This is a genomic window from Rhizobium sp. N122 (assembly GCF_002211295.1).
GTDB lineage: Bacteria > Pseudomonadota > Alphaproteobacteria > Rhizobiales > Rhizobiaceae > Rhizobium.
The window spans coordinates 89,654-112,816 of record NZ_LOKU01000001.1 but is presented as its reverse complement, the minus strand read 5'-3'; the positions used below and the strand labels follow the sequence as shown (position 1 = coordinate 112,816).

Here is a 23,163-nt window from a genome sequence, read left to right as displayed (position 1 = left end):
GGCCCCTTTCCTGAATGGCCCGCGCCTTCCATGACATGACGGATGGATGCCTATGCCGCTGATTGACCGCATTGCCCTGACCCAATTCGCCGAGCAGATATTGACCGGCGCCGGGATGGAGGCCGACAAGGCCGAAATAACGGCCGCCGTTCTGGTGGAAGGCGACATGATCGGCCATGAAACGCATGGCGTCAGCCTTCTGGACTGGTATGTCGAAGCATTGGAAGATGGTTCGCTGGCGAAGTCCGGCAGCTATGAGGTGGTTAATGACCGCGGCGCGGCCTTTGTCTGGGACGGCAAATCCTTGCCCGGCGCATGGCTCTTGACCAAGGCGATCGATCAGGCCTGCGAACGTGTTCGCGATCATGGCGTCGTCACCGCGGCAATCCGAAACTGCCATCATACCTGCGCTCTGTCCGCCTTCATGCGGCAGGTTACCGAGCAGGGGCTGATCGTGCAACTGTCGGTGTCGCATCCCGCGGCAAGCCGCGTCGCGCCCTATGGCGGCACCAAACCGCTTCTGACGCCGAACCCGATGGCGGCCGGCTTCCCGACATCCGGAGATCCGATCCTGATCGACGTCTCGGCTTCTATCACCACCACGACGATGACCCAAAACTTGGCGAAGGCTGGCGAAAAATTCCCCGAGGCCTGGGCTTTCACCGCCGCAGGCGAGCCGACCGATGATCCACGCGAGGTGACCGAGCGCGGCGGGACGATGATGCCGCTCGGTGGCCGGCTGAAGGGACATAAGGGCTTTGGGCTCGGGCTGATCGTCGAGTTGCTGGGGCAGGGGCTTTCCGGCAAGGGACGGGCGAACGCCCCGCCCGGTGTGTTTTCGCAAAGCGCCTTTCTTCAGGTCATCGACCCCGCCTTTTTCGCCGGGCTGGATGCCTTTACCGCGCAGGCAGATTTTCTCGCCTCCGCATGCCGCAGCAACCCTTCTGCGCCCTGGAACAACGGCCCTGTCCGCATGCCGGGCGACAGCGCAGCCCGAAAGCGCCGCTCGGCGTTGGAGGAAGGCGTGCCGGTCGGCGAGGTGCCTTGGGGGAAGCTCTGCAAACACGCCGAGATGCTGGGTTTGCCGATTCCTGACGTCGTCGGCCTGAGGGGGTAGGGCTGACTTTGTACGGACCACGCCCCGCTAAGGGGCAGTTATTCCGACGTCTCCAGCTGATTCTGGAACAATGTCTGCCGTCTCCTGTTACATTGGCGAGTGATGGGGCGAGTGAAGTCCAAGGAACGGAACGGCTGGAGGTGCTATGAAGCGGAGCACGGGATTTGGGCTGGTCTTTGCTGTTATTCTGACGGGCTGCACGACCGGCGAAGGATATTACACGTCGGCTGGACTGGCCCCTATTCCCGGCAGCATCACCTATAATGGTCAGCCTCGCACGAAGTTGACGAAATCGCCCATAGGGTCTTCTTTCCCGCACAGCTTTACCGATCAATGGGGACGCCAGGTCGAGGAAATTTACATTATCCGACCTGATCGCAGCTTGCTGATTGCGGAGCGCCACTATCGACCGGTCTTCTCGCTCGATGACGACTAAAACAGGGTGATTTGGGGTTTGGGAAGGAGAATTGATCATGCCGCGACGCAAGAGCAATGAGACGGCCACCCTCGACACCAAGGGAGCCAAGATCGGCGAGCCTGTGCCGAAAGCCGTCATCGATATCAACACGGCCTCCGTCGGCGTTCCCCGACAGGCTGATCAGGACTTGCGTGAGGAGTTGAGCGCGCTGCGACAGCAAATCGACTCGCTGCAGCAGCAGATCCTCGATGGCGTCCGATCGGTAAAGGGCGGTGCCGGGAAAGCGATGCGTCGGACGGAAGCGGTCGTGAAGCTCTATCCGGCCTCGACGCTTCTTCTCGTTGCCGTCGTCGCGGCTGCCTTCGCCTTCGGCGGCCGCCGGGCCTCTCTACCGCGCCGCCATCAATCGGCGCTGCGCGAGGTCAGGGATTTCTACGACACGATCCGCGCGCGCATCTGACAAGATTTCGGGATTGTCAGCATTCCGATTATGCCCGAAACTTGGTTATTCAAGCGAGGGCAACTGCATGCTCGACATCATCATACGAAGTGCTCTTGATATTGTCGAGCGCACGGAGCGTCTGATCGAGGCCAGCAGGCGGCTGCTCGACGGTGAGGGGCTCGATGAAGTCGAGTTCTCCGAACTCCATTACGAGATCGAACGGCTCGGGGATGCGGTTTTCGTCGTGGATGAAGCCATTCGGTCGCTCGCGCGCAGCGTCGAATGCTGGCCGCAGGCCGCCTGCGCCCATGGGATACAGAGAACATTGCATTGATGGGCTGGCGGTTGTCCGCGAGAACGGACACTTCGCCAAGCCCGTTCCGGGCAGGTTTTCGAGCCGTGATCTGCATGTCACGCCGATGTCACGCGACCGTGGAAACAATATATGCTTGATCGGCATCTGTAGTGTGAGGCCAAGTCTCCGACCTGGAGGTCGCCGGTTCGATTGCCGGAACCGACCCGTTCGGTCGGTTGGTCGATTTCTGAGCGCATTGGAGGCACTCGATGAGGGATGTGTTGTCGACTATCACGCGTATCCTGAGCTGGGAACGGCGGGGTGAGTGCTGCCACTATGTTGACGGAGCATCACGATGACCTCGAAGCGCTCCAGGCGAAAGTCTCAGCCCCATGAATTCATCTTTCCGGTCCACACACGCACGATCGCGCAGATCAGGTACGACAGCCTCAGCCGCGTCATGACGGTGGTCTATCACGACGGCCGCTCTACGACGACGACCGGCATACAAGGCCCGGCGATGTTGAGGATCCTTGCGCAGCGTCCGCTGGAGCGCTCTCCGTTTCTGCTTCAGACGGTCATCTGAGGCTGAAGATCGTCACCGAAATCGGGATAATCGTGCATCCATTTCCCGCGGGCTGCGTTTTTCTCCAATAGCCAGACCTAACGGAGGGAATGACGATGACCTTTCCACCGCCGAAAACCGAAGCGCCTGTGCAACGCTTCAAAGAGGCGACCGATGCCGCGCGCGACGCGTTGCAAGATGTGATTGCGGCCGCCAATGAAGCCGGATGGGCAACCGAAGAGATCACCGCGGCGCTGCTCGAAGCCGCGCAGTTTCTAAGCGATGCCAATAAGAAAGATCCCGATCCGGCCGACGACCCCATCATCAGCGATACTTCTGCTCGGCAAGAGCAGATCGGTCATGGCGAGCTTTATGATTAGAGCATGTCGGCCTTAGACAGGATCTCACCGGCCGATCATCGCAACGGAGCCGCGCACGACGAGGCTGGTGGCGACGCGTAGACGTTCCACGGCGAGAGGGGTGCGTTCGATGCGGGCGACGAGCCGTTCGCCGGCGAGTTTGCCCAGGTCGTAGACGCGCTGGTCGACGATGGTGATCGGTGGGACGGTGACGCTGGTCCAGTCGGCGTCCAGAAAGGAAATCATCGAGACATCCTGTGGGATCGACAGGCCGAGCGATTGCAGCGACTTGAAAATGCGCAAGCCGACCAGGCTGTCGGATGCCAACAGCGCCGTTGGCGGCGATATCTCCGAGAGCAGGCGTTTGATCACCGCATCCGTCTGATGCTGGTCCGTGGCGCCGAGCCTGACGGAATGGAGAGGGTTCGACAAACCCGCCTCGGTCAGGGCGAAGACGAAGCCTTCGACGCGTTCGCGCACGGCGGAATTCGAGATAAGTGCGATATCGGTAAGCCCGTCTTTGTCGGCGTCCATGGCGGAGACATAGGCGAGGCGGCGATGTCCTTGGCCGATCATATATCGGGTCGCGCTGAGGGCCGCCTCCCGGTCGTCGCCGGTCACGGCGTCGACATCGAGTTCCGGGATAGCCCGGTCGAACAGCACCAGCGGCACGCCGGCGCGCCGGACGTGCTGCAGGTGATCGAGGCGGTCGCAGCGGGCCGGCGTGACGATCAGGCCATCCACGCGCTTGCCGATCAGCAGGTCGACAGCCGATCTTTCCGCATCGAGATGTTCGCCCGAATTGGCGATGATGACGTTGAAGCCCGCAAGGCGGGCCGCATCGCTGATGCCGCGTACCGCCAGGCTGAAGAAAGCGTTCTCGATATCGCCGACAACGACGCCGATGATGCCGGATCGTCCGGTGCTCATGCTTCGGGCGAGCTCGTTCGGGCGGTATTCGAGTGCTGCCGCCGCCGCCATCACCTGATGCTTGATCGTGTCGCTGACCACGCCATAGCCGCCGAGCACGCGCGCGGCCGTCGCCTTCGAGACCTTGGCGGCCTTGGCGACGTCGGCGACCGTGACGGACCGTTTCGGGTGAGCGGAATCTTCCATGAATCGAGCACTACAAGAGTTGTTGACGACCGGTCAATTGACCGATATCAAATATGTCATGAGACCGGTCTCTTTATAGCGGAGACCGGTATCCAGTCCACAATCTCTGCCGTTGATGCGCGGTGGGGCGGGGGCGAAACGATATGCCGACAAGAGCATTCCTTTCAGAGCGGAGAACGACGATGAAGCCTTTTCAATCATTTGCGGCCACCCTTGCGCCATTGCGCGCCGGCATTCTGACGTGCCTTCTTGCGATGGGGGCAGGCGCTGCGGTTGCTGCCGACAATCCCTATAAGCTCATAGAGGCCGGGGTGATCAGCGTCGGCACGATGGGCGATTCCAAGCCCTACACGTTTGCGACGGCGGATGGCCAGTTCACCGGTTTCGATATCGAGCTGTTTCTCAACGTTGTCTCCCGCCTCGGCTTTCCCAAAGACAAGGTGACGTTTACGGGCCAGGAATTTTCGGCACTGCTGCCGTCGGTGGCAAACGAACGGTTCGATGTTGCCGTTGCGGCGATCGGGACCACCGAAGCTCGCAAGAAGACCGTCGACTTTTCCGACGGCTATCTTGCCGGTTACCTCTCGGTCCTGACCCCGGATGCCGGCATCAAGGATGCCGACGGTCTCAAGGGCAAGCGCCTCGGCGTCGTGCAGGGAACCTTGCAGGAAGTCTATGCGGCCAAGAATTTCGGTGAGACCGATCTGGTCAAATTCCCCGACAACAATTCGGCCGTCGCCGCCCTCAACAACGGCACGGTCGATGCGCATTTTCTCGACTACGAGGCTGCCAAACAATATGGCGAGCGCTATCCCGCTCTGAAGGTTGCGGTCAACATCCCGTCCTTCGATGCGCCGGCGGGTTTCGTGATCCGCAAGGGAAATGACGCCTTCCGCACGGCGCTGAACGGCGCCCTTCACGACGCGATGCAGGATGGCACCTGGAAGACCCTCTACGAGAAATGGTTCCCGGGCTCGCCGATGCCGGACCAGTATCTTCCCAAGAAGTAAGCCCGCCAGCCGTCCGCTGCGGCGGACGGCGTCATGCCCGGCAGGGCCTCGATGGGGATCTCGATGAACTGGCTTGAAAATCTGCGCCGCAGCTTCCTGGATTGGGAGGCCATGGCGGAAGTGCTGCCAAGCATGATCAGCGTCGGCCTGAAGAATACGCTGATCCTGGCCGCCGCCTCGACCGTGCTCGGCGTCGTCATTGGTATGGCTCTCGCCGTAATGGGCATCTCGCAGTCTCGCTGGCTGCGGCTGCCGGCGCGGATCTACACCGATATCTTCCGCGGGCTGCCGGCGATCGTCACGATCCTGATCATCGGTCAGGGTTTTGCCCGGATCGGACGGGAGATCTTCGGTCCGTCGCCATTCCCGCTCGGCATCCTGGCGCTCAGCCTGATCGCCGGGGCCTATATTGGCGAGATTTTCCGGTCGGGCATCCAAAGCGTCGAGCGCGGCCAGATGGAAGCCTGCCGGGCGCTCAGCATGAGCTACGGGCAGGGCATGCGCCTGATCGTCATCCCCCAAGGCATCCGGCGCGTCCTGCCGGCGCTGGTCAACCAGTTCATCGGAAACGTCAAGGATTCCAGCCTCGTCTATTTCCTCGGATTGCTGGCCTCCGAGCGGGAGATCTTTCGCGTCGGACAGGATCAGGCCGTCGTCACCGGCAATCTGTCACCCTTGTTGCTGGCGGGCCTCTTCTATCTCGTCATCACCGTGCCGCTCACCCATCTGGTCAACTACATCGATGCGAGACTGCGGCTGGGAAAACAAGGCCGAGGCGCGGGTGTGGCGAGCGGTCTGGTTGAGGTCAGCGAGTTGCAGGCCGCTGCCGGTCCACCGCCCGCGGCCAAATCCGCCGAGGAAACGGAACCGCGCTTCAAGGGCGGCGCCCTGAACATCCGGGATCTGAGCATGGCCTATGGCGACCTCGACGTGCTGAAGGGTGTCGATCTCGACATCGCCGCCGGGACCGTCACCTGCATCATCGGCCCCTCCGGCTCGGGAAAATCGACGCTGCTGCGCTGCATGAATAGGCTGGTGGAACCGAAAGGCGGCGACATCCTGCTCGATGGCGACAGCATTCTGGGCATGAAACCGGAACGGTTGCGCCGGCGGGTGGGGATGGTGTTCCAGCACTTCAACCTGTTTCCCGATCACACAGCGCTTGAGAACGTCATGCTTTCCCTGACGAAGATCAAGAAGATGCCGCGGCAGGAGGCGCGCCGCATCGCCGAGGCGCGGTTGGCCGAGGTCGGCCTTGCCGAGCGCAGGGATCATCGCCCGGCAGGGCTATCGGGCGGGCAGCAGCAGCGCGTCGCCATCGCGCGTGCTCTCGCCATGGATCCGGAGTTGATCCTGTTCGATGAGGTGACGAGTGCGCTCGATCCCGAATTGGTCAAGGGTGTTCTCGACCTGATGGCGGCCCTCGGCCGCCAGGGCATGACCATGGCCGTCGTGACGCATGAAATGGGATTTGCGCGGAAGGTGGCCGATCAGGTGGTCTTCATGGATGAGGGCCGCATCGTCGAGGCCGGCTGTCCGCAGCAGATCTTCGACAATCCCAAAAGCGAGCGGCTGAAGCGCTTCCTTGCGGAGGTTCTCTAGCCCCTGACGTGAGGCATGCGCCGCCGGTTCTGACGACGGACGCATGGAATTCGTTCGACAGTGCAGGAAACAAGGTATCGATATGAATGCTTCCCCAAAACCTTCGAAGGTCGCCGTCATCGGTGGCGGCATTTTCGGCGTCTCGACGGCTGTCCATCTCGCTCGCCTCGGGATTGCCACCGTGCTCGTCAACGACGGGCCGCTGGCCAATGGCGCCTCCGGCCGTTCGCTCGCCTGGCTCAATTCGGCCCGGAAACGCTCCGATGCCTATCACCGGCTGCGCCTCGCGGGCATCGACCGTTATCGCACGCTGGCTGCCCGGTATCCGGATGCGTCCTGGCTCCGCTTCGACGGCGGCCTGACCTGGGATGCCGATGACGCCGGCAACGAGATCGCCGAAGTCTTCAAGCATGAATGCGACCTCGGCTATCACGCGCAATGGCTGGACCAGGAAAACATTGCCGGCGCGACGTCCGGCGTCGACGCCGGAGCGGTGACGCCGCAGGGCGCGATCTTCAATCCCGGCGAAGGCTGGGTCGATCTTCCCTCGTTGATCGGCTTTCTGGCGGAGGAATTCCGTTCGCTCGGCGGCGAGGTTGTGACGGATGCCGGCCGCGCGACGATTGACGTCGACGGCGCCCGCGTCTGCGGCGTAAGCACGGCGGGCGGCAGGCGGTGGGATGCGGAGTCTGTGCTGCTTGCCGCGGGCGCCGACGTTCCGGCAATCGTTGCCGAAGCCGGCCAGCATATCGACGATGCAACGCCGGTCGCCCTTCTCGTCAGGACCAAGCCGATCCGCCATTCGCTGAAGGCCGTGCTCAACACCCCCCGCGTCGCCATCCGGCCCATGCCCAACGGCGGTCTCGCGCTCGATTCTGCCTGGTCCGAGGAAGAGGTCGGAGTGAAGCCGGACGGCAGTTATGAGGTCAGACAATCGACGCTGGACGGGCTGCTGCGCGAGGCGTCAAAGGTTCTCGAAGGCAACCCGACGCTCGAGATCGACGATTATGGGGTCGGCCCGAAGCCCATTCCGGGCGATGGCGAACCGGTTTTCGGCGAGCTACCGTCGATCTGGGGTTATTTCGTCGCTTTCAGCCATAGTGGCGCCACCCTCGGCCTGATCGCCGGAGAACTGCTGGCCGACGAGATCGCCACCGGGCGCCGTCATCCGCTGCTGGCGGAGTTTCGGCCGGAGCGTTTCAGCACATCGCAGCCGTGATGGATCAAATAGAGCCATCGAGCGTTCTGCCGAGGAAACAACGGGAGACGTATCATGTTTAAGGACGAGCCCGCCATTGTCGGCGAGGAACAGAGGCACGACGATGTCGGCGCACGGATGGCGAACGGAGAGGAGACGAACATCAATCCGGAGCTGATCCGGCGTGAGGGGTTCGCGAGCGAGGCCGAGTACGAGGCCTACCTTGCCACGCTTGGCCGGGACGCTTCTATTCCGGTCGAAGCCTATATCGAGGAACCGTTCGTGGTCTCGCAGGAGCATGTTCTGGAAAGCCGGTTGCGGGAGCTGAGGGAGGAGCTCGAAAACCTCCGGGCCCGCCTTCATGTGATCAAAGACCAGACTGCGGCCGTCGTCACTGAAAACGTCCGATGGGCCGATGCCAGTGCCCATGCCCAGCTCGGCAATCAGCCGTGGCTGAAGCTCGCCGGCGCGATGGCTGCGGCATTCGTCGTCACCCGGGGTATCAGGCGGCTGCCTCTCGGGACCGTCGCGACCACGGCGCTGCCCTTGGTCGCTGCTGCCATGAACCGGAAATTCGCCAGAGGATGACGCCCAAAGCTCCAAGCGAAATCTGCACCTGTTTGCGCATTGGGAACCGGCTTCCGCATATGGCCGATAGAGTCTGGGGCCGTCATGACACCAGCGTCATCTTCTTGCCGAAGTGTTCGTGACATTTTACGTTTTAAGGAGGCGAGCATGCCTGGACATGACGACCGCTACATCGAGATTACCACGCGTCTTCGCTCGGTGCGATCGTTCTGCGACTTCCTCTCGCAGGGCGGAATCGTCCGCGTCGCCTTGAAGGACGGCGCTCCCTATAAAGACGTCACGGCCGTGCTCCTGGAACGGAAGCGCAAGGAGGCGGAAGCGCTCGATCGTACACGCCGGCGGCTCTACCCCGAGCTCTCGGATGAAGAGGTTATGCCGCCGCTCTACAGTCGCCACTAAGCGCCCGCCCATCAGAGGCCAAGCGGCTACGAAGCAGCGCGGGCCCCTACGCTGCGTTCACGCGACGCGTCCCTGTTTCATCCAATTGGAATTGGTCGATCAGCTGCAGGAGCGTCTTCGTCTCGTCGGCAAGTTCCTTCGTCGCCGCGCTTGTTTCCTCGACCATGGCCGCGTTCTGTTGCGTCATCTGATCCATCCGGTTGACGGAGGAATTGACTTCGTGCAGCGCGTTGTATTGCTCCCGGCTCGACCGGGCGATGACGTCCATCTGCTGGGAGGCGGTGACCACTTTCGCGGAAATGCTTTCGAGGACGTCGCTGGTTTCGCGCACGACCCGCGCCCCGTTGGTAATCTCCGCCCGCGAGCGCCCGATCAGCTGTTTGATCCTTTGCCCGGCCTCGGCGGAGCGCTGGGCGAGATCGCGGACCTCCTGAGCCACGACCGCAAAGCCTTTTCCAGCCTCGCCGGCGCGGGCCGCTTCGATGCCGGCATTGAGCGCGAGCAGGTTCGTCTGGAATGCGATCTCATCGATGACGCCGATGATCTGCACGATCTCGTCCGACGCCGCCTCGATCTTGCCCATCGCCTCGATGGCGCTGGCCACGACCTCGGATGAGGAATCGGCCGTCTGTTTGGTGTCGGTGATGATCTGACGGGCATCGTCGGCGCAAGCCGCGGACGAACGAACCGTGGTGGTGATCTCTTCGATAGCCGCGGCGATTTCCTCAAGCGCGACGGCCTGCTGTTCGGTGCGCTTTGCAAGGTTGCTCGCCGACAGATCCATCTGGCCGGCATTTCCTTCGATCATCCGGGTGTTGGTGCGGATCTGATCGATCGTTTCCTGCAGGCGAAGCAGCGACGCATTGAAATCGTTGCGAAGCTGCTCCAGCCGGCCGAAGAAGGGCGACGCGATCGTCTGTGAAATATCGCCCCGCGCCAGGCGCCCGAGCCCTTCGGCCAAGGCCGTCACCGCGAAATCGATCTGCTGTTCGACGGCACGTTTTTCCTCGTCGTTGCGATGCCTTTCTTCCTCGGCCTTCGCCCGCTCGATCTCGCTGCGCTCCTCGATCTCGACCTTGGCGATGGCATTGTTCTTGAAGACGCCGAGCGCGCGGGCCATATCGCCGATTTCATCGGCCCGGGTCTCGCCGACGATCGAGGTTTCAAGCTTGCCGTCTGCAAGCCGCCGCATGGCCGAGGTGATCTGGTTGATCGGGCCCTTGAGCGTGACGGTCAGCCCGACGCCGGCAAGGATTGCGATCACCACGCCGAGGATCGTCGTTCCCAAAGACATGGAATTGGCATCGGTGCGCTCTTCGGCAGCGTTCTGCCGCTGCATTTCGGCGAAAGCCGTCAGCTGCGACCACATCCGGTCGACGTCGGCAGCGGCGGCGCGGAATTCGTCCTGGCGCTGCGCACTGATGCGGACGAGATCGGTCGCGGCCTTCTGCATCTTATCAAGTGCCGGCAGAAGCTTCGGTTTGAGATTATCGAATTGTGCAACGCCGCCGGCATTCGAAATCAACATATCCAGCCCTTTTCTGACAGCGGTGATTTCCTGCGAAAGCCGCTGGAGATTGGCGTCCGTCGGGGCGAGCGTCAGCTTCGCCAGGACGATCTGGATCACATATGCCGAGGTCGTCAGCTTCTGACCGTCTCTCTGGCTGGTCTTGGCACGCTCGACCGTCTTGGCCGTTTCGGCCGCCTTATCCGTCACGGCCTTCAACCGCCGCGTGGCGACGACCTGCAATTCGGGCAGCCTGCCGATGATCTGGGCCGTCGCATCCCGAAGGCCGGCGACGCGCTCCTCGGCCTGGCCGGAAGCTTCGACAAGCGGCTTCAGGGCCGCGATGGTATCGTCGATCGCTTTTTTGGCGTCCGGCGCCTCGCCGCCAAGCGCCATTCCGACGATGCGCTGTTGCCGGGCGAGTTCGTCGAGATCCGCGCCACCGATCGGGCCGCCGGCCTCGGCCTTGTGGTTCAGCGATTGGGTGAAGGACGCGAAATCCGAAATGCGCCCTGCGTCGGCTAGCGTGTTGCGAGACTCGTCTTCCTGCAGGTCGGCCGCGCGCTGGAGAACCTTGGAGCCCTCGACGATATCCGTCTGGGACGACACGACGACGCTCTGCGCTTTCTGGAGGTCGGCAAGGAGTGCCGTCCGGCTTTCTTGAAGCTGCCACAGCGAGTCCATGCGTGTCGAAATTCCGTCGATGGAAGAGAGCGCCTGTTCCAACTCCTGCTCGCCGCTGCGATCCGCGGCGAGCCTGTCGAGGCCGGATTTCAGAAGAGCGCGCTGATCGGTAAGCTTGGCGGTGACGGCGTCTCTGTTTTCCTGCGTCGCATTGGCGAGGAATTCGGCCATCGCGGCAGATAGATTGCGAAAGCCGCTCAAGGACTGCAGGACGGAGTTGGAAATATCCATCCGCCCCTGAAGCAGGCTCGATGCATAAAAGCCCATGGCGCCGACGGCCATGATGCTCAGGACGAACGGCGCGATGAACACCATCACCTGCGTCTGAATGCGCACACGTGACAACAGCCTAGCCAACATCAACCCCTCCTCTTCCTCCAAGAGAGCAGTCGATTTCGAGAGTGAAGGTCCCGATCCGCTCGATCCGACTGAACATCCAATCACCGCCCGGACACATAATGTCCTGACGGAATGAATATTCCATATCATGTTAATCGTGAAATATTCGTTTCAATGTCGCTGCAAGCGCTGATGCATGTCGTTTTTCGGTGGATAACAACGCCAAGGCAGTCGCGCGTGACGCCAGCGTTCAAGCGAAGCCGATCTCTGCAAGAAGAGGGAGGTGATCCGAAGCGATCTTCGTCAGCCGGTTTTGCAGCACGGCCGCTTTCTTGACGACGAGATCGTCGCTGACGAAGACGTGGTCGATACGCATCAGCGGGTAGCGGGACGGAAAAGTCGCTTTCGGCCGGTCCTTGCCTGCAAGTTGAGCGTCCTTCAGTGACCGCGTGGCAAGTCGATACGTCGCCGATGACGGAATGGCGTTGAAGTCGCCGCAGAGGATCGTGGGAAGAGGCTCGTCCGTACTGCCGCGTAGCCAGCCCGCGTTCAGCAATGTCGTCATCTGCCGCATGCGCTCGCGGCCGCGAAGACCGAGATGGGTGTTGACGACCAGCAGTTTTCTGCCGCCGACCAGAATCTCGACGGAAAGGGCGCCGCGCTGCTCGCCGAGGGATGGAAGCGGGCCGGCCTTGACCGCGCCGGTCGGCAAGGCGGTGATGATCGCATCGCCATACTGCTCTTCGGCCACCGACAGCGCCGGGTGAAAATGCGCCTGCATCTTGAGAAGCGAGGCAATCGTATGGGCCTGGTCGATGCCGCCGGTCCTGCGCCTGAGGACATCGACCTCCTGGAGAGCGACGATGTCGGCCTCCGCCTCGGCGATGACCGAAGCGATGCGCCCCGGATCGAGCTTGCGGTCGCCGCCGATACAGCTGTGGACGTTATAGGTCAGGAGTTTGATTGATTTTTCCGGCATCGGCCCGCTGAAGCTCGTCCCCTGGGGATATGGATGTGGTTCCCGGGGGAACACAAAACTCGTTTGATCGTTCCGGATTATCGGCCCATCACGCTCGCACCCCTGAGGACAATCGATGAGTTTGAAAAGCATGATCTGGAATGGACTGCTCGTTGCCGCCCTTTGTCTTGCGGTCTTTCTTCTCTATCGTATCTTCCAACAATACAGCCTTGATCAGATCGTCCAATCCGTCCGCAGCATACCGCTTTCAAGCTTCTGCACAGCGCTGCTCTTTGCTGCGGCGTCCTATCTGTGCCTTGGCTGTTTCGATCTGCTGGCGATCCGCTCGCTCGGCAAATCCTTGCCTTATCCCAAAATTGCGTTGGCTTCGTTCATCAGCCTGTCGCTCGGCCATAATATCGGATTTGCCGGATTGAGCAGCGGCGCCTTCCGCTATCGTTTTTATTCGCGCTGGGGGCTGACGACCGAGGACGTGGCGAAAATCATCCTGTTCTGCGGTGTGACGGTCGGGCTCGGGCTGATCACGCTCGGCGGTCTTGCGCTGATCGTCAACCCTGGTGATGCCGGGCGCCTGCTGCGGCTTGATCCCGCCAGTGTACGCATCTTCGGCTTGCTGGCACTCGTCGTGCCGGTCGTCTATGCGGGGCTGGCATTTTTCATCCGCGGCAAGTTGCGGCTCTGGCGCTGGTCGTTTCAGTTGCCGCGATTTAGGATTGCGGTCGCGCAGGTCGGGATCGGCACGCTCAACTTCATGCTCGTCTCCGCCTGCCTGCACCAAATGCTCTCGGCCTTCGGCGACGTTGCCTTTTTCCGGTCGGTGACGGCCTATGTGTTGGCCAATTCGGCAATTCTCGCAACCCATGTTCCGGGCGGCCTGGGTGTGCTCGAGGCGACCGTCTCCTATGCCGTGCCGAAGCAGGCGTCGATCGGCGCATTGATCGCGTTCCGCTGCGCCTACTTCTTCATTCCGCTGGCGCTTGGCACGACGCTTCTCATCGTCACCGAGATCGTCTTCCGAAGATCACGCGGGGCGGATGAGCAGGCGGATGAGGGCGCCGAGGCCCAGTCGGTGTAGGGGCAGGAAAGGGCGGGCCGGGTCGAAGAAGCCGGTGCCTCTGATCGGTGAGATACTGCCGGAAAGCTCGACGGCGAATTCTCTCAGACCCCGAGCGCCATCATTCTGCGCGTCGATCGCATCGATCACCGAGCCGCTTTGCGCGTAAGCCGCCGCAAAGGTTTCGGTGCCGGTTCCGAGATATTCCGCCAGCAGACGATTACGGAGCTCCGCGATCGCGCGGCGGTGTTCGTCTGTTGCGGCGTGAAACAGTATATCGCATTCGGAATCAAGGCCTTCGGAGCGGTTGTTGAGATTGGAGGAGCCGATGCGGACCAAGTCGTCGTCGGCGATCATCAATTTGGAGTGGATCAGCACCTCGACCTCGTCGACCGTAGTCGGCGCTGTCGGCCCGGGCACTGTCGGCCCGGGCACTGCCGGCCCGGGCACGACGGGGAAATAAACCCGCAGCCGGTTTCCGCGATCGGCCCGTTTGAGAACGCGGATGACGCGGTCGCGATTGCCGCCCATGACAAGCTTTTCGATCAGCCCGTGAGAGCTGCGCGTGCAGATGATGACGACCTCGGGGCCGTCCTCCTCCTGCAGCCGCGCGGCAATGGCATCGGCGACACGGAAGGAGGCGAGATATTGCGCCTCGATATAGAGCAGGCGGCGTGCTCGGGAGATGATGTCCATTGTCGAGGCGATCCCTTCGCAGATACCGGCGCGCGCGGTTGTCGACGGCTCCGTCAGCGCGAAGCTCACCGGGATGTCCCGCAGCGAAACGGCAAGATCGTCCGGCCAGGAAAAGGGCGCGCGCTCGGCAAGCGGCAGGTGCTGTTCGCCGGTCGCGTCTTCCCAGCGCCGCCTGGCGATATCGCCGATCAGCCTGGCGGCGTCACCGGTGACCATTGCCTGCACGTCATGCAGCGGATCGTAGGAAACGCCCTCGGGGTCACGCCGGAGCCTGTCCCTGGCACGATGGCGCTTTGTATCCCATCGCCGTGACGTCAGGTCGATGCCGCCGATGAAGCCGACGGCGTCGTCGATGCAGACGAGTTTCTGATGGTGGCAACCGCGAACGGCACCTTGAAGATCGAAGCGCAGGTCGATCCTGGCATTCCTCGGGAAGTTCTTCTTGCGAAGCACCTGCAGCGATTTTTCAGAATAGACCGGCCCCAGCGCCCAGATGAGGATGCGTATTTCGAGCTCGGGATTGGCTGCTGTGAGCTCATGCAACAGGTCTGCCAAAGTCTCGTCGGATTTTTCCGGCTCCAACGGGATGTCGGGATTGAAGTCCCAGCCGACGATCCAGATCGTGCGCCGAGCCTGCCGCAGAGTCCGCGACACTTCGGCGAAATATCTGTTGCCGTTGATCAGGAAGGCCGCCTTCTCGGCGCTGCCGTCGAGGCGCAAAGCGCTGGTATTCGGTTTTTCGTGGCCGTCCGGCCGCTGTGATTTTGCCTGGGTCAGGCTCGGGTCATTGAAGACAGTCTCGAATGCGGTCATGATTGCCTCGGCTTCTAACTGGGAAACCAAACGCCTGGAATATTTTTGGGTTCCCTACGGTACTGGAAGAGGCGGCCGGACTGACTTCGCCCGGCGATAGACGCGCAAGGAAACGACATGTCACAACGTGCAGGCAGCGCCGATCTTCCCCTTCACGGGGGACGTGTGCCGCATTGGCTCGGTGACCGGATGACGCGGCTGGGAGCCCTGATCACCGAAGCGATCGTGCATCATTACGGCCGCGACGAATTCCTGCGCAGACTCGCCCACCCTTTCTGGTTTCAGTCGTTCGGCGCGGTGATGGGCATGGATTGGCATTCCTCCGGCATCACCACCAGCGTTCTCGGCGCGCTGAAGCGTGGGCTGAAACCGCGCGCCGGCGAGCTCGGCCTGCATGTCTGCGGTGGCCGCGGTGCGCATTCGCGCAAAACCCCGCAGGAACTCGTGTCGATCGGCGAGCGCGTCGGCCTCGATGGCGAAGGGCTGGCGACGACCAGCCGTCTCATTGCCAAGGTCGACAGCGCCGCGCTTCAGGATGGGTTCGATCTTTATCTGCACGGCTTCATCGTCGCCGACGACGGCCATTGGGTCGTCGTGCAGCAAGGCATGAACGGCGACAGGCGGCAGGCCCGGCGCTATCACTGGCTGTCGGAAGGGCTGGAGAGTTTTGTCGACTCGCCGCATGCGGCAATCGAGGGCCGGAGCCAGGGCACGATCGTCAATCTGGCCGACAGGCGCGCCGAGCGCTCGCGGCGCGGCCAGCTCGATCTGCTGGCGACGCTCGGTCCCGACCGGATCGTCCGCGAGGCCGCCGCGCTACGGCGTGTCGAGCAGCCGGCGCCCGAGCCGGCCGCGCAGCCGATGCTGCCGCACCTGATCATGCCGGCCCATCACGACGTGCGCGAGAGCGACGTCAACATGCGCCGCCTGCATGGAAATCTCGCCGCCGCAGCCGACCGCGGGCCGGCGGATTTCGAGGAACTGCTGCTGGTTCCCGGTGTCGGTGCCCGCACGGTGGAGGCACTGGCCATGGTGGCCGAGGTCGTCCACGGCGCACCCTGCCGTTTTTCCGATCCGGCGCGCTTTTCCATCGCCCATGGCGGCAAGGACCGCCATCCCTTCCCGGTGCCGCTCAAGGTCTATGACGAGACCATCGGTGTGATGAAATCGGCGGTGCAGAAGGGCAGGCTCGGACGTGAGGAGGAACTGCAGGCGCTCAAGCGCCTGGACGACCAATCCAGGCAGATGGAACGCTACGTCACCGGTCCCGACCTCAAGGAGATCATCGCCGGCGAATTTCGCCAATCCGCCGATTTCGGCGGCCGCAGCGTCTTCGGCTGGGAGCCGCCGCCGGCGGATGAAAGCTAGAATTCAACCGCCGACGAATGCCCGGCAGCCGCGTGCTCCCGGCGGGGAGGCGTACTTCATCGAAACATGCAAGGGAGCAGAGCGGCTTTGCATTACCTTAATTCGCGGAGCCAGGCAGGGCGATCGCACCGTTTTCCTCGCCATCCCAGTATCGGATGGAGGACGCTGAAACCTTGATGAGGACGATCCCTGGAGTGTCCACTCCTTCTGGAAACCACCGCTTGAAATCGGGGACCCAATGTTCTTCGAATGCCGCCTTGTCCCGGACCAGAGAGGCGAGGCCCTCGACAGCGATGAAAATCCCCGGCTTGCCGAGGAGGCTGGGTGGCGCCGTGAACGTCAGCGAGACGGTGTCGACGCCTTCGATCTCGGTGATTTTCCTGCTGTCTTCATATGAAAAGAACCAGGAATCTCCGTCATATTCGACGTCGCCATTATTGCTCATCGGCCGGGCCGAGATGCGGCCGGAGCCTGCGGTCGTAGACAGCATGCAGAAATCGATCTTCTTCAGTTGCGAGGATAGGTCTTCGAGGGTCATGGACGCCATGGTGATCTCCCGTGTTTGAATGTTCCGGGGTAGCGTGCAAGCGTCCAGATTGTTCCGCGGAAACTGTGCAGGGTAACTCTGGGATGTGCATGGTGAAGGCGAAAAGGTTGCTGGCGGAAATTTCGCCCATGTGATCATTGCCGCTGCTTCCGCGCTGGAAGGCAAAAGGTTTTATTCCCGCCCGGCTTACGGATGGAAATACACAGCAATTCCAAGGGTTGGAACGTCTTATGTGAAGCTCAGGATAAGCAGCGCTGGCGTCTCAATGGCCGTCGGGCGGAACGGCTTCAGTCGGAACCGTCTCTTTCAGATTCTTGCGATGGAAGATGAACAGCCCCGCAACGACGATGATTGCCGCACCGATGATGATCTGCGTGTCGGGAACATCATTGAAGAAGAGGTAGCCAAGGATGATCGCCCAGAGCAACAGCGTATATTGCAGCGGCGCCAGCAGCGACGCCGGTGCAAGCTTCAGCGAGCGGGTGATGAGCAAATGCGCGCAGGTGGCAACGATGCCGAGCAGCAGCATGCCGGACCAGTCGACAATCGTTCCCGGCTGCCAATGGCCGATGCTGAGCACGATGCCGGTGACCAGTGCCGCCACGGTCTGCCATGTCACCAGCGTCGTGTCGCTGGTCGAGCGCAGATAGCGGCTCATGACAAGCGACAGCGCAAAGGCAAGGCTGCCCGCAAGACCGAAGAGCGATGGAAGCGACAGCATCGCCGTCGACGGGCGCAGCGCGATGACGACGCCTGCAAAGCCGACCACAACAGCCAGCCAACGCCGCCAGCCGATTTTTTCGCCGAGAAAGAAATGCGAGAGCGCCGCAATGTAGATCGGCCCGGCCATATAGAAGGTCATGACATCTGCGAGTGGCAGATAGGCGACGGCAGCATAAAACAGCGCGACATCGCAGGTCGCCATGATGACCCGTATGAATTGGAGGCCTTTCTGCTCGACGCGGAACAAGGCCATCGGCCCTTGCCGGAGGATCATCGGGCCGAGCACGATGAAAGCGCCGACCGAGCGGATCACCAGCACCTGGCCGACGGCAAAGCTTGCGACCAGCCACTTGCCCATCGCATCGTTCAGCGCAAAGAGCAGATCGCCGAGCAGCATCAGCAGGACACCGGTCATGATCAGGTTTCCGGCATTGGCTGTCGCCGCCTTGGTCTTCATCTGTCGAATCCTCGAGAAAAAATAGCCGCGCATTGCGTCGCCGAGTGCGGCTTCGGCCTTAATACCACCGATGTCAATGGTCGGCTCGAAGCTGTTGCACTTAAATTCGGCGGCGAGGACAATCTGTGGCGCCTTTGAAGGCGAGACGCCGCAGAGTTCATCTGATTGCGGTGCTTGACGATTGTAGGTTGGGGCTTGCGATCAAGGGCGAAGCGGCAACCGCATCTTGTAATTCCGGCGAGTGCGGATTAAATGTGGTTACGTAACCACAAACGTTGGAGGCTCGCCATGACCGTCACCACGCTTTCAGGCCGAGAACTCAACCAGGATCTTGGCCGCGCCAAGCGCGCCACCAAGGACGGGCCTGTGATCATCACCGACAGGGGGCGGCCCGCGCATGTTCTCTTGTCGTTCGACGAATACAAGCGGCTTACCGGTAAAATGCGGACCCTCGGTGACATGCTGGCAGCGCCGGGAGCGGAAGACGTTGACTTGCCGCTCCCGCCGCGCACCGAGCATGCCCGACCGGTCGATCTGTCGTGATGCTGTTGCTCGATACCAATGTCGTGTCGGAACTGCGCAAGGTCGCGAGCGGCAAGGCCGACCCCAATGTGGTGGTCTGGAACGAAACCGTCGATCCGGCCGAGACGTTCATTTCCTCCGTCGTCCTGCACGAACTGGAGATTGGCGTTCGGCTGGTCGAGCATAATGATGCAGCCGCCGGGAAGGTGCTGCGCAACTGGCTGGAAAATTCCGTTCTCGCAGCCTTCTCCGGCCGTGTCCTGCCTTTGGACGAGGCTGCGGCCGTTCAGGCCGCCCAGTGGCATGTGCCCAATCCCAAACCGATCAACGACGCCTATATTGCGGCGACAGCCTTCACCCGCCGCATGACGCTGGTCACGCGCAATATCAAGGATTTCGAGGGCATGGGAGTGGCACTCGTGAATCCCTGGGCATTCCCGACATAGCATTCTCAAGAGCCGCAGCGATCGTTTGTGTGATGCGATTCATCTCAGCCTGTGGGACGCGACCGCTGAACATTGATCAGTCTGCCGGGCGGGTTTCCAACAGCGATCATCTGTTCGCCATACTCGCGACAAGATCACTGAATCTCTCACCCTGAATGCCGACATGCGTCCGCAGCAGACGGCGGGCTTCGTCGCCATCGCCGGCAAAGATCGCATCGACGATAGCGCTATGTTCCGAGAAGGATGTCGACAGGCGGTTTCGCACGCGCAGCTGCAGGCGGCGGTAGGGTCGCAGCCGCCGGTGCAATTGCACACATTGCTCCTCGAGGAATTCGCTTCGGCCGGCTGCATAGATGGCCTTATGAAATTCCTCATTGTCATAATAATAGGCATCGCTGTCGCCGGCGCCGGCTGATTGTTGGCAGCGGCTGTGGGCGGCGGCGATCGCGTCCCGGGAGGTGTTGTCCAACCGCCGTGCGGCGAGAGAGCCGGCCAAGCCCTCCAGCTCGGCCATAACTTCGAACATCTCATAGACGCGGTGCGGTCCCGGATCGATGACAACAGCACCTCTGCGCGGCCGAATTTCGATGAGGCCGATCGCATCGAGTTGCATCAGCGCTTCGCGCACCGGTGTGCGGGAGACCCCGAACCGTGTCGCAAGCACCATTTCGTCGAGCCGCTCACCAGGGGAGAACTCGTTGGAAAGAATTGCGTTTTCAATCTCATCCCGCAGCCATCGGCCGGCATTTTCGGACATTCGGTTCGTTTCCTTCATACGCGATGGCCATTCTTGTATACACGATGATTGACTTCGTGTACGAAAAATGACAGTTTACATACTACCGGTGAAACGCGGCGATGGGAAGAAGCTGCGAGGTGCACGTGACGCGGCCGGCCACCCGGCAGAGAGGAGAAATGGCATGTCCGAAGCTTCCTTCTTCACCGATATGCTGCAGAGCATCACCGATCGCGGACGCCAGCTTCTGTTTTCCGGTTCACGCGCCACGCAGGCCGCAGCCAAGGCCGATCTCCAGACACTCTGTGAAATGCTGCTATCGAGCCGGGGCGAAGCCTCGGGCATGGCCCTTGCGGCCGAGATCCTCGATCGCTGGGAGGCGCTCGACAGCGACGGCGCGCAGGCATTCCTCCATATGCTTCATGAAAAGTTCGGGCCCGACACGGCCAAGCTCGACCAGGCGATTGAAAATTACGGCACTGACAAAAGCTCTGCCGCGATCATTGCTCTCCATCAGGCCGCCGAGCCACGGCGACAGGAGCTGCTGCGACGGTTGAATCACGCGCCGAACGGCACCGCCAAGCTCGTCCGGATGCGTCAGCAACTGCTTGCTTCCAAAGACCAGTCCGAAGGGTATCGCGCCCTTGACGCCGACTTCACGCATCTGTTCGGTTCCTGGTTCAATCGTGGCTTTCTGACGCTGCGGCCGATCGACTGGTCGACGCCGGCTTCCATTCTTGAAAAGATCATCAAATACGAGGCGGTGCACGAGATCGCCGGCTGGGAGGAGCTGCGCCGCCGTTTGGCGCCGTCCGACCGGCGATGCTTTGCCTTCTTCCACCCCCGGCTAGCCGACGAGCCGCTCGTCTTCGTCGAGGTGGCGCTCACACGATCGGTGCCCGGCGCGATCGGCGATGTTCTCGACGAGGGCAGGGAGCAGATCAATGCCGACGAAGCGACGACGGCGGTCTTCTACTCGATCTCCAACTGCCAGGATGGTTTGCGCGGAATCTCGTTCGGCAACTTCCTGATCAAGCAGGTCGTGGATGACCTGCGCAGAGACCTGCCCGGCCTGAAGAATTTCGTTACGCTGTCGCCCGTTCCAGGCTTTGCCCGCTGGCTTGCCAAGGCGCGTGCTTCGACCGCCGACCGGCCGCTGCCGGACGCCGTCCGCAAAACGCTGATGCTGCTGGACGATCCGAATTGGCCTGACAACGAAAATACGGCAACCGAAGTGGAGCGGGTGCTGCTGCCGCTTGCGACACGTTATTTCCTGATCGAACGGACGCTGGAGGGGCGGCCCGTCGATCCCGTCGCCCGCTTCCATCTCGGTAATGGCGCCCGGCTCGAAAGACTGAATTTTCTGGGCGACCGCTCGGCCAAGGCGATGCAGCAGGCGCACGGTCTGATGGTCAATTATCTCTATAAGCTCGACGACATCGTGGCCAACCACGAGGCTCTGGCGCAGCGCGGCGAAGTGATTGCCTCGCCGGCCGTCAAAAACCTGGCCAACCAGAACGACGAAAGCCGCAGCGGCGGCCATGGCCAGCAAGGCTCGCGGCCATTCGCACAGATCATGAATTCAACGCTTGGAGGAGGGCGAAAGTGAGCAACCATCTTTTCGACGCGATGCGGGCCTCCGCGCCCGGTGACGCACCGTTTATCCGGATCGATAGCACGCGCACATGGACCTACAATAACGCATTCGCTCTTTCCGGCCGCATCGCCAGCGCCATGGATGCGCTCGGCATTCGCCCGGGCGATCGCGTGGCGGTGCAAGTGGAGAAAAGTGCCGAGGCATTGATCCTCTATCTCGCCTGCCTTCGCAGCGGCGCGGTCTACCTGCCGCTCAACACGGCCTATACGCTGGCCGAGCTCGACTACTTTATCGGCGACGCCGAGCCGCGTTTGGTGGTTGTTGCCTCGGCTGCCCGGGCGGGCGTGGAGACGATGGCGAAGGCGCACGGCGCGATCGTCGAAACGCTCGACGCCGACGGCAGTGGCTCGTTGCTCGATCTTGCGCGCGATGAACCGGCCGACTTTGTCGATGCTTCGCGCTCCGCCGATGATCTGGCGGCGATCCTCTACACGTCGGGAACGACGGGCCGTTCCAAGGGGGCGATGCTCACCCATGGGAACCTGCTGTCGAATGCCCTGACCCTGCGAGATTATTGGCGCGTCAGCGCCGAGGATCGGCTAATCCATGCCTTGCCGATCTTTCACACGCATGGGCTGTTTGTCGCCACGAATGTCACGCTGCTCGCCGGCGCCTCGATGTTCCTGCTGTCGAAGTTCGACCCGGATGTGGTGCTGCCCCTGATGCCGCAGGCAACGATGCTGATGGGGGTACCGACCTTCTATGTGCGTCTCCTGCAAAGCCCGCGCCTCGACAGAGAGGCGGTCGCAGGCATCCGTCTCTTCATTTCCGGTTCGGCTGCGCTGCTTGCAGAAACACATACCGAGTTCCAGGCGCGGACCGGCCACGCGATTCTCGAGCGCTACGGCATGACGGAAACCAATATGAACACGTCGAACCCCTATGAGGGCAAACGGATCGCCGGAACGGTCGGCTTTCCGCTGCCTGGTGTGACGGTGCGCGTCACCGATCCCGCGACGGGGCAGGCGCTGCCGGCTGAAGAAACCGGCATGATCGAGATCAAGGGGCCGAACGTCTTCAAGGGTTATTGGCGCATGCCGGAAAAAACCGCGGCCGAATTCACCGCCGACGGTTTCTTCATCAGCGGCGATCTCGGCAAGATCGACCGGGAAGGCTATGTCCACATCGTCGGCCGTGGCAAGGATCTGGTGATTTCGGGTGGATACAACATCTATCCGAAAGAGGTCGAAGGCGAGATAGACCAGATCGAGGGTGTGGTCGAGAGTGCTGTGATCGGCGTGCCGCATCCCGATTTCGGAGAAGGCGTGACCGCCATCGTCGTGCGCAAGCCCGGCGCCGTCCTGGACGAAAAGACGATCGTCAACGCCCTCCAGGACCGTCTTGCCCGCTACAAGCAGCCCAAGCGCATCATCTTTGCCGAGGACTTGCCGCGCAACACGATGGGCAAGGTTCAAAAAAATATCCTGCGGCAGCAATACGCCGATCTTTACACCAGGCCGTAAGGCGACCACGACCCTCTGGGAGGAGGGTGCCCGCATTCCGGATCAATCTTGAAAACAGCAACT

General features: G+C 61.7%; 24 protein-coding genes. 17 read left to right on the top strand and 7 right to left on the bottom strand.

The features are described 5' to 3' along the window. Nucleotides 1–46: 46 nt before the first annotated feature. From ATY75_RS00540 to ATY75_RS00515, 6 genes are all read left to right on the top strand, one after another. The gene (locus ATY75_RS00540; protein WP_190241292.1) at nt 47–1,117 is read left to right on the top strand and encodes an Ldh family oxidoreductase; all 1,071 of its coding nucleotides are present in this window, start codon (nt 47–49) and stop codon (nt 1,115–1,117) included. A 145-nt stretch (nt 1,118–1,262) separates the two neighbouring features. After that, entirely contained in the window at nt 1,263–1,553 is a 291-nt protein-coding gene (locus ATY75_RS00535) for a hypothetical protein (RefSeq protein ID WP_088936019.1), read from the top strand. A 37-nt stretch (nt 1,554–1,590) separates the two neighbouring features. Then, on the top strand, nt 1,591–1,995 hold the full coding sequence (locus tag ATY75_RS00530) for a hypothetical protein (RefSeq protein WP_088936018.1): 405 nt from the start codon (nt 1,591–1,593) through the stop codon (nt 1,993–1,995). Between the two features lie 67 nt (nt 1,996–2,062). Beyond that, on the top strand, nt 2,063–2,311 hold the full coding sequence (locus ATY75_RS00525) for a hypothetical protein (RefSeq protein WP_088936017.1): 249 nt from the start codon (nt 2,063–2,065) through the stop codon (nt 2,309–2,311). Between the two features lie 316 nt (nt 2,312–2,627). Next, nucleotides 2,628–2,858: a hypothetical protein gene (locus ATY75_RS00520; RefSeq protein ID WP_064844260.1), complete on the top strand. Its 231-nt coding sequence runs from the start codon at nt 2,628–2,630 to the stop codon at nt 2,856–2,858. Between the two features lie 95 nt (nt 2,859–2,953). Continuing rightward, complete coding sequence (locus ATY75_RS00515; protein WP_088936236.1) at nt 2,954–3,217, top strand: hypothetical protein; 264 nt, start codon at nt 2,954–2,956, stop codon at nt 3,215–3,217. A 24-nt stretch (nt 3,218–3,241) separates the two neighbouring features. On the opposite strand, the gene ATY75_RS00510 is transcribed toward ATY75_RS00515, so the two are convergent. Then, nucleotides 3,242–4,312 (bottom strand): LacI family DNA-binding transcriptional regulator, encoded by a 1,071-nt coding sequence (locus tag ATY75_RS00510; RefSeq protein ID WP_088936016.1) that lies wholly within the window; start codon nt 4,310–4,312, stop codon nt 3,242–3,244. A 182-nt stretch (nt 4,313–4,494) separates the two neighbouring features. Here ATY75_RS00510 and ATY75_RS00505 point away from each other — a divergent pair, with 182 nt between their 5' ends. From ATY75_RS00505 to ATY75_RS00485, 5 genes are all read left to right on the top strand, one after another. Next, nucleotides 4,495–5,322: an ABC transporter substrate-binding protein gene (locus ATY75_RS00505; protein ID WP_088936015.1), complete on the top strand. Its 828-nt coding sequence runs from the start codon at nt 4,495–4,497 to the stop codon at nt 5,320–5,322. A gap of 63 nt (nt 5,323–5,385) precedes the next feature. Then, nucleotides 5,386–6,924: an amino acid ABC transporter permease/ATP-binding protein gene (locus ATY75_RS35420; RefSeq protein ID WP_088936235.1), complete on the top strand. Its 1,539-nt coding sequence runs from the start codon at nt 5,386–5,388 to the stop codon at nt 6,922–6,924. 82 nt (nt 6,925–7,006) lie between these two features. Beyond that, nucleotides 7,007–8,143, top strand: coding sequence for an FAD-binding oxidoreductase (locus ATY75_RS00495; RefSeq protein ID WP_088936014.1), 1,137 nt, complete (start codon nt 7,007–7,009; stop codon nt 8,141–8,143). Nucleotides 8,144–8,197: 54 nt separating this feature from the next. Next, nucleotides 8,198–8,710, top strand: coding sequence for a hypothetical protein (locus tag ATY75_RS00490; RefSeq protein WP_088936013.1), 513 nt, complete (start codon nt 8,198–8,200; stop codon nt 8,708–8,710). Between the two features lie 147 nt (nt 8,711–8,857). Then, nucleotides 8,858–9,109 carry a hypothetical protein gene (locus ATY75_RS00485; protein WP_088936012.1) on the top strand — a complete coding sequence of 84 codons (252 nt, stop codon included), beginning with the start codon at nt 8,858–8,860 and terminating at the stop codon, nt 9,107–9,109. Nucleotides 9,110–9,155: 46 nt separating this feature from the next. On the opposite strand, the gene ATY75_RS00480 is transcribed toward ATY75_RS00485, so the two are convergent. Both ATY75_RS00480 and ATY75_RS00475 read right to left on the bottom strand, forming a co-directional pair. Beyond that, nucleotides 9,156–11,660, bottom strand: coding sequence for a methyl-accepting chemotaxis protein (locus ATY75_RS00480; RefSeq protein WP_088936011.1), 2,505 nt, complete (start codon nt 11,658–11,660; stop codon nt 9,156–9,158). 229 nt (nt 11,661–11,889) lie between these two features. Further along, on the bottom strand, nt 11,890–12,618 hold the full coding sequence (locus ATY75_RS00475; protein ID WP_088936010.1) for an endonuclease/exonuclease/phosphatase family protein: 729 nt from the start codon (nt 12,616–12,618) through the stop codon (nt 11,890–11,892). A 115-nt stretch (nt 12,619–12,733) separates the two neighbouring features. On the opposite strand from ATY75_RS00475, the gene ATY75_RS00470 reads away from it, so the two are divergent. Beyond that, nucleotides 12,734–13,693 (top strand): lysylphosphatidylglycerol synthase domain-containing protein, encoded by a 960-nt coding sequence (locus ATY75_RS00470; protein WP_064844242.1) that lies wholly within the window; start codon nt 12,734–12,736, stop codon nt 13,691–13,693. On the opposite strand, the gene ATY75_RS00465 is transcribed toward ATY75_RS00470, so the two are convergent. After that, nucleotides 13,640–15,181: a phospholipase gene (locus ATY75_RS00465; RefSeq protein WP_088936009.1), complete on the bottom strand. Its 1,542-nt coding sequence runs from the start codon at nt 15,179–15,181 to the stop codon at nt 13,640–13,642. The two genes, ATY75_RS00470 and ATY75_RS00465, sit on opposite strands and share 54 nt — an antisense overlap. A 117-nt stretch (nt 15,182–15,298) precedes the next feature. Between ATY75_RS00465 and ATY75_RS00460 the strand changes: the two genes are divergently transcribed. Then, nucleotides 15,299–16,549 carry a DUF763 domain-containing protein gene (locus ATY75_RS00460; RefSeq protein WP_088936008.1) on the top strand — a complete coding sequence of 417 codons (1,251 nt, stop codon included), beginning with the start codon at nt 15,299–15,301 and terminating at the stop codon, nt 16,547–16,549. Between the two features lie 97 nt (nt 16,550–16,646). Here ATY75_RS00460 and ATY75_RS00455 read toward each other — a convergent pair whose 3' ends face one another. Together ATY75_RS00455 and ATY75_RS00450 are read right to left on the bottom strand one after the other, a co-directional pair. Further along, the gene (locus ATY75_RS00455) at nt 16,647–17,096 is read right to left on the bottom strand and encodes a pyridoxamine 5'-phosphate oxidase family protein (protein ID WP_088936007.1); all 450 of its coding nucleotides are present in this window, start codon (nt 17,094–17,096) and stop codon (nt 16,647–16,649) included. A 262-nt stretch (nt 17,097–17,358) separates the two neighbouring features. Continuing rightward, nucleotides 17,359–18,276: a DMT family transporter gene (locus ATY75_RS00450; RefSeq protein ID WP_088936234.1), complete on the bottom strand. Its 918-nt coding sequence runs from the start codon at nt 18,274–18,276 to the stop codon at nt 17,359–17,361. 288 nt (nt 18,277–18,564) lie between these two features. On the opposite strand from ATY75_RS00450, the gene ATY75_RS00445 reads away from it, so the two are divergent. Together ATY75_RS00445 and ATY75_RS00440 are read left to right on the top strand one after the other, a co-directional pair. Next, nucleotides 18,565–18,819, top strand: a complete 255-nt coding sequence (locus ATY75_RS00445) for a type II toxin-antitoxin system Phd/YefM family antitoxin (RefSeq protein WP_064844234.1) — start codon at nt 18,565–18,567, stop codon at nt 18,817–18,819. Continuing rightward, a complete protein-coding gene (locus ATY75_RS00440) occupies nt 18,819–19,244 on the top strand; it encodes a type II toxin-antitoxin system VapC family toxin (protein WP_088936006.1) in 426 nt (141 codons plus the stop codon). The genes ATY75_RS00445 and ATY75_RS00440 overlap by 1 nt, the downstream gene beginning before the upstream one ends. Before the next feature lie 106 nt (nt 19,245–19,350). Here ATY75_RS00440 and ATY75_RS00435 read toward each other — a convergent pair whose 3' ends face one another. Further along, nucleotides 19,351–20,001, bottom strand: a complete 651-nt coding sequence (locus ATY75_RS00435) for a GntR family transcriptional regulator (protein ID WP_064844230.1) — start codon at nt 19,999–20,001, stop codon at nt 19,351–19,353. A 163-nt stretch (nt 20,002–20,164) separates the two neighbouring features. Here ATY75_RS00435 and ATY75_RS00430 point away from each other — a divergent pair, with 163 nt between their 5' ends. Continuing rightward, nucleotides 20,165–21,589: a malonyl-CoA decarboxylase gene (locus tag ATY75_RS00430; RefSeq protein WP_088936005.1), complete on the top strand. Its 1,425-nt coding sequence runs from the start codon at nt 20,165–20,167 to the stop codon at nt 21,587–21,589. Further along, the gene (locus ATY75_RS00425; protein ID WP_088936004.1) at nt 21,586–23,100 is read left to right on the top strand and encodes a malonyl-CoA synthase; all 1,515 of its coding nucleotides are present in this window, start codon (nt 21,586–21,588) and stop codon (nt 23,098–23,100) included. The genes ATY75_RS00430 and ATY75_RS00425 overlap by 4 nt, the downstream gene beginning before the upstream one ends. The last annotated feature ends 63 nt before the right edge of the window (nt 23,101–23,163 follow it).